At 66.7% G+C, this 5,771-nt stretch carries 5 protein-coding genes; 1 reads left to right on the top strand and 4 read right to left on the bottom strand.

Annotated elements, in window-relative coordinates; all coding sequences use genetic code 11:
• From J8I35_RS34210 to J8I35_RS34195, 4 genes are all read right to left on the bottom strand, one after another.
• Positions 1-384: beta-ketoacyl synthase N-terminal-like domain-containing protein (locus tag J8I35_RS34210; RefSeq protein WP_280885151.1), on the bottom strand; the 384-nt coding region annotated here is incomplete at its 3' end.
• A 99-nt stretch (positions 385-483) separates the two neighbouring features.
• The gene (gene phaC, locus J8I35_RS34205; protein WP_209929376.1) at positions 484-2,346 is read right to left on the bottom strand and encodes a class I poly(R)-hydroxyalkanoic acid synthase; all 1,863 of its coding nucleotides are present in this window, start codon (positions 2,344-2,346) and stop codon (positions 484-486) included.
• 361 nt (positions 2,347-2,707) lie between these two features.
• Positions 2,708-3,547: a peptidoglycan editing factor PgeF gene (gene pgeF, locus J8I35_RS34200; protein WP_209929375.1), complete on the bottom strand. Its 840-nt coding sequence runs from the start codon at positions 3,545-3,547 to the stop codon at positions 2,708-2,710.
• Between the two features lie 6 nt (positions 3,548-3,553).
• A complete protein-coding gene (locus tag J8I35_RS34195; RefSeq protein WP_050013181.1) occupies positions 3,554-4,762 on the bottom strand; it encodes an RluA family pseudouridine synthase in 1,209 nt (402 codons plus the stop codon).
• A gap of 41 nt (positions 4,763-4,803) precedes the next feature.
• On the opposite strand from J8I35_RS34195, the gene J8I35_RS34190 reads away from it, so the two are divergent.
• Complete coding sequence (locus J8I35_RS34190; RefSeq protein ID WP_046545840.1) at positions 4,804-5,628, top strand: outer membrane protein assembly factor BamD; 825 nt, start codon at positions 4,804-4,806, stop codon at positions 5,626-5,628.
• Positions 5,629-5,771 lie beyond the last annotated feature (143 nt).

Below are 5,771 nucleotides of genomic sequence, written 5' to 3'. Positions count from 1 at the left end.
CGAGCCCGGCAGCACGTGCGGCGCCGCGCTCATGTTCTCCTGGCCGCCCGCGATCACGATCTCCGCGTCGCCCGCGACGATCGCGTTCGCCGCCAGCATCACCGCCTTCAGGCCCGAGCCGCACACCTTGTTGATCGTCATGCCCGGCACCGCGCTCGGCAGCCCCGCCTTGATCAGCGACTGCCGCGCCGGGTTCTGCCCGGAGCCGGCCGTCAGCACCTGGCCCATGATCACTTCGCTGACCTGCTCGGGCTTCACGCCCGCACGCTCCAGCACCGCGCGGATCACCGTCGCGCCCAGTTCGGGCGCCGCGATCTTCGCGAGCGAGCCGCCGAATTTGCCGACCGCGGTCCGCGCGGCCGATACGATCACTACATCCGTCATTTCCCTTTCCTCCAGGCCCGCACGACACGGCGCATCGTTACCGGCCCTGTTAAAAAAACTGCGGTGCACCGAACAGCGTGCGCCGCTGTCCGGTTTTCGTCAATCGCGCTGCAATACGTAGCGCCCGGGCGCCGGCTCGATCACCGGGAATTGCGCGGAACCCGGCTGGGCCGGCGGCGCGACCTTGCGGCCGCCGTACGCGTCCAGCCACTCGACCCAGGTCGTCCACCAGCTTCCCGGCTGCTCGGTCGCCGCGGCGAACCAGTCGTCCGCGGATTCGGGCAGGTCGTCGTTGACCCAGTAGCTGCGCTTCTTCTTCGCCGGCGGATTGATCACGCCCGCGATGTGCCCCGACGCACCGAGCACGAACTTCAGTGGGCCCGACAGGATCGACGTCGATGCGTAGGCCGTCTGCCACGGCACGATGTGATCCTCGCGCGAACCGTAGATGAAGGTCGGCACGTCGATCAGCGACAGGTCGACCGATTCGCCGCACACGGTCAGCGCGCCCGGTTCGCGCAGCTTGTTTTCGAGATAGGTATGGCGCAGGTACCACGCGTACATCGGGCCCGGCAGGCTCGTCGAGTCGCTGTTCCAATACAGCAGGTCGAACGGCGCGGGCGTGCGGCCCTTCAGGTAGTTGTCGACGACATAGTTCCACACGAGATCGTTCGGCCGCAGGAACGAGAACGTGTTCGCGAACTCGACGCCGCGCATCAGCCCCGGTTGCGCCCCGTTCTTGCCGCCGATGGTCTGCTCGCGCATCTGCACGTGCGCCTCGTCGACGAACACGTCGAGGATGCCCGTATCGGTGAAGTCGAGCATCGCGGTGAGCAGCGTCATCGACGCAGCCGGATGTTCGCCGCGCGCGGCGAGCACCGCGAGCGCGGTCGCGAGCATCGTGCCGCCGACGCAGAAGCCGAGCGTGTTGATCTGCTCGCGCCCGCTGACCTGCTGCACCGCGTCGATCGCCGCGAGCAGCCCTTCGTTCATGTAGTCGTCCCACGTCTTGTGCGCGACCGATGCGTCCGCATTGCGCCACGACACGAGGAACACCTGATGGCCGCTCGACAGCGCGTGCGCGACGAGCGAATTCTCGGGTTGCAGGTCGAGGATGTAGAACTTGTTGATGCACGGCGGGACGATCAGCAGCGGCCGCTCGAACACCTTGTCCGTCTTCGGCGTGTACTGGATCAGCTGGATCAGGTCGTTCTCGTACACGACCGCGCCTTCGGTACACCCGAGGTTCTTGCCGACCACGAACTGCGATTCGTCGGTCTGCGAAATCTTGCCGCGCTGCAAGTCGCCGAGCAGATTCATCATCCCCTGCCGCAGGCTTTCGCCGTGCGTTTCGAGGATCGATTTCTGTGCGTCGGGATTGAGTGCGAGGAAGTTGCTCGGCGCGGCGGCGGCCGTCCATTGCTGGACCGTGAAACGGATGCGCTCGCGCGTCTTCGGATCGGTCTGCAGCGCGTCGGCCAGTTCTTGCAGATAGCGCGCGTTGAGCAGATACCAGGCGGCCGCGAACGCATGCGCGGGCGACGCCTTCCACGCGTCGCCGCTGAAGCGGCGGTCTTTCAATTCCGGCGACTCGAGCTTCGCGGCGGCCGCCTGCTGCATCAGCGTCATGCAGTCGCGCGCGTAATCGGCCTGCAATGCCTGGAGCCGTTCGGGCGGAATCGCGGCCACCGGCAGCTTCAGCCCCGCGAACGGCGACGCCATCGCGCCGAAGTCGGGCATCGACGGCATCTGGAACGGAAACGACGTCGGAAACTGGAATGTCGCGAATGGATTGACCGAGGCCGATACCGTCGCGGCACGCGCCGGATCGGCAAAACCGCGCCACGCGTTCAACCACGACTCGAACATCTGCTGCATCGGCTGGGCGGCCGGATCGACACCGGCGCTGCCCGCGGAAGTGCCCGCATGCGCGGACGTCGACGAATTTTTCGATGCTGTCATTACCTGCCTTACCGGTGATTCGTGAGCGTCAATCGTGAAATCCTGCTCGCGCGCGGCGTGCCGGCTGCGAGCCGGGCCGTCATGCTCTGGAGAGGCGTCTCCAGATTCTGCCGCAGTGCGGTATTTTTATCATTATCGTTTTCCCCATGTGAAGCGCGAGATCAAACCACTGAACATTTCTGCACGGAGATAATCCACGCGCAACAGACGGGACAAGGGTTCCGGCGAAACATAAAACATTTTTTCCGGCTTGACCTCGGGATTTTTCATTCAGTCGCGCATGCAACGCCGCATTGCCGCCTCAATATCGAGATAACCCGATTTCGCGGCGCAACAAAACCACGCGCGCATACGCATGCCGTCAATCGGCCAGCCAGATTGCCGCGGCCATGCGGCCCGTCACGCGGTCGCGCCGGTACGAATAGAAGCGCGCGCGTTCGGCGACCGTGCACGCCGTCCCGCCGCTCACGTGCGCCACGCCCGCACGCGCGAGGCGCAGGCGCGCAAGCGCGTAGAGGTCGGCCAGAAACTTGCCGGGCGCGCCGTCGATCGCGACGAACGCACGACGGGTTTCATCATGCTCCGACTGCGGAGCCGTGTCGAGAAACGCGTCGCGCACGTCGGCGCCGACCTCGAACGCCTGCGGGCCGATCGCCGGACCGAGATACGCATGCAGCGCGTCGATCGCGCCGCCCGCGAGCGCCGCGACGCGCGCGGCCGTCTGCTCAACGATGCCCTCCGCAAGCCCGCGCCAGCCTGCATGCGCGGCGCCGACCGCGCGGCCCTGCGCGTCGCACAGCAGCACGGGCAGGCAATCGGCCACCATCACCACGCAGACGGCGCCTGGTCGGTTCGTGACGCTCGCGTCGGCCCGCACCGGCGCCGTTGCAGCGGGCGCCGCGGCGATCACCTCGTCCGCCTGCACGATCTGCGCACCGTGAACCTGCTCGAGCCACGCGGCCCTCGGCTGGCCGGCGAGGGCAAGCACGCGCGCACGATTGACGGCGACATGGTCGGGATCGTCACCGGTATGCAGGCCGAGATTCATTCCGCCCGGCAGCGCGGCACCGTCCCGCCAACGCCCGTACGAGCCTTCGCTCACACCGCCGTCGCGCGTCGTGATCAGCGCGCGCACGCGCGGCGATACCCGCCAGTCGGGCCGCACGCAGTCCTGCCACGTCAACGGCCCCAGGTTCGTCATCGACACTCACTCCTCCTCATCGTCCAGGTACGGCTCGTCGTCGTGATACTCGCCGCCGAAATCGTCATCGTCGTAGACACCGTCGTCGTCGTCGAATTCCTCGTCGCCCTGCCCGAAGCCGAGCGCCGCGACCAGTGCGTTCATGTCGTCCGGCAGCGGGCAGCGCCACTGCATCGCCTTGCCCGTGACCGGATGCACGAGGCCGAGCCGCCACGCATGCAGCGCCTGTCGCGCGAACCCGTCCGGCAGCGGCGCGACCGAGCGCTTGCCGCGCGCGCGCCCGTAGACGGGATCGCCGAGCAGCGGGTGCCCGGCGTGCGCGCAGTGCACGCGGATCTGGTGCGTGCGGCCGGTCTCGAGATCGCACTGAATCGCCGATACCGGCTGACGTTGCCACAGGCATGTGTCAACCGTTCGGAAATGCGTACGCGCGGGCTTGCCCGACGCGCCGGTGACGACAGCCATGCGCGTGCGCTCGCGCGGGTCGCGGCCGATCGGCGCGTCGATCGTGCCCTCCTCGGGCATCGTGCCCCACACCAGCGCGAAATAACGGCGCTTCACCGTGCGGGCCTGCAGTTGGCGCACGAGATCCGTCTGCGCGGCCAGCGTGCGGGCGACCACCATCAGGCCGGAGGTTTCCTTGTCGAGCCGGTGGACGATCCCCGCGCGCGGCAGGCCGGCCGCCGCGTCGCCGTAACGATGCAGCAGACCGTTGAGGATCGTGCCGCTCCAGTTGCCGGCGGCCGGATGGACGACGAGGCCGGCCGGCTTGTTGATGACGACGAGCGCGTCGTCCTCGTAGATCACGTCGAGCGGCACCGGCTCCGGCGTGAACGCGAGCTGCTCGGGCAGCAGATCGGGCACGAGCTGGATCTTCGCGCCCAGCGGCACCGGCTGGCGGATCTTCGCCGGCGCGCCGTCGACGAGCACGCGCTGCGCCTCGATCCAGCTCTGCAGGCGGCTGCGCGAGAATTCGGGGAACAGTTGGGCAAGCGCCTTGTCGAGGCGTTCGCCCGCGAGCGACAGCGGCACTTCGACGATACGCGGCGCGTCGTCGCGCGCCGCGGACGGCACCACGGGCGGCGGCAATGCGTCGCCGGCCAGATCGTCATCGAGGGAATCCCCCGACGCAGCGTCGGCGGGCCGATCGCTTGGGCTATAATCTTCGCGATTTGGTGTGCCCGGCTGGGCATTCTGCGAACTTGAACGGGTCATTTAGACTGGGTCACCGAGACTTGAAGCTAGGACATGCGAGCATGATGAATTCGACCAAACGCACGGCCAGAACCGTCGCCGCCCGGGCTGCGGCGGTAGCGGCCGCGGCCCTCATCGCCGGCTGCCACGGCTTGCCGCAGAAGCAGGACGAGACGGCTACCTGGTCGAACAACAAATTATACTCAGAGGCCCAGGACGCACTGTCCGGCGGCGACTGGGGCAAGTGCGCGAAATATTTCGAATCGCTGCAAGGCCGCGATCCGTTCGGCCATTTCGCGCAACAGGCGCAGATCAACGTTGCCTACTGCAACTGGAAGGACAACGAAGCGGCAGCCGCCGACCAGGCCGTCGATCGCTTCATCCAGCTCCACCCCGATCATCCGGACATCCCGTACGCGTACTACCTGAAGGGGATGATCCACTTCAACGACGATCTCGGCCTGTTCGGGCGCTTCTCCGGCCAGGACATGAGCGAGCGCGATCCGCAGGCGCTGCGCGAATCGTACGATGCGTTCAAGGTCGTCGTCGACCGCTTCCCGAAGAGCAAGTACGCGCCCGACGCGGCTGCACGGATGCGCTACATCGTCAACGCGCTCGCATCGCACGAAGTGCACGCGGCCGACTACTACTACCGGCGCGGCGCGTATGTCGCGGCCATCAACCGCGCGCAGCTCGCGATCAAGGACTACAAGGGCGCGCCGGCGATCGAGGATGCGCTGCACATCATGATCCTGTCGTACGGCAAGCTGAACCAGCCGGAACTCGCCGAGGACACCAAGCGCGTGCTCGCCGGCACGTTCCCCGACAGCCCGTACGTGACCGGCCATTCGCGCCCCGGTACGAAGAAGTCGTGGTGGCAGTTCTGACGCACGGCGCGATGTAACATCCGTTGCGCACGCAAATGCGCACGCAAAAAACCCGGCCATCGAGCCGTAATGCCGTTCAGTTAAGCGACCGAACGGCATTTTTGTTTTGTGGAAGGAGTGGTTGTAAACGTTGCGCTGAGATG

It is taken from the genome of Burkholderia sp. CpTa8-5 (assembly GCF_017815045.1).
GTDB lineage: Bacteria > Pseudomonadota > Gammaproteobacteria > Burkholderiales > Burkholderiaceae > Burkholderia > Burkholderia sola.
Note: the sequence above shows the minus strand (reverse complement) of the source record. Positions and strands in the feature narration are given on the sequence as shown.

Excerpts from the sequence above, each read along its gene's own strand:
- phaC (WP_209929376.1), bottom strand. The coding sequence starts at position 2,346 with ATGACAGCATCGAAAAATTCGTCGACGTCCGCGCATGCGGGCACTTCC.
- pgeF (WP_209929375.1), bottom strand. The coding sequence starts at position 3,547 with ATGACGAACCTGGGGCCGTTGACGTGGCAGGACTGCGTGCGGCCCGAC.
- J8I35_RS34195 (WP_050013181.1), bottom strand. The coding sequence starts at position 4,762 with ATGACCCGTTCAAGTTCGCAGAATGCCCAGCCGGGCACACCAAATCGC.
- J8I35_RS34190 (WP_046545840.1), top strand. The coding sequence starts at position 4,804 with ATGATGAATTCGACCAAACGCACGGCCAGAACCGTCGCCGCCCGGGCT.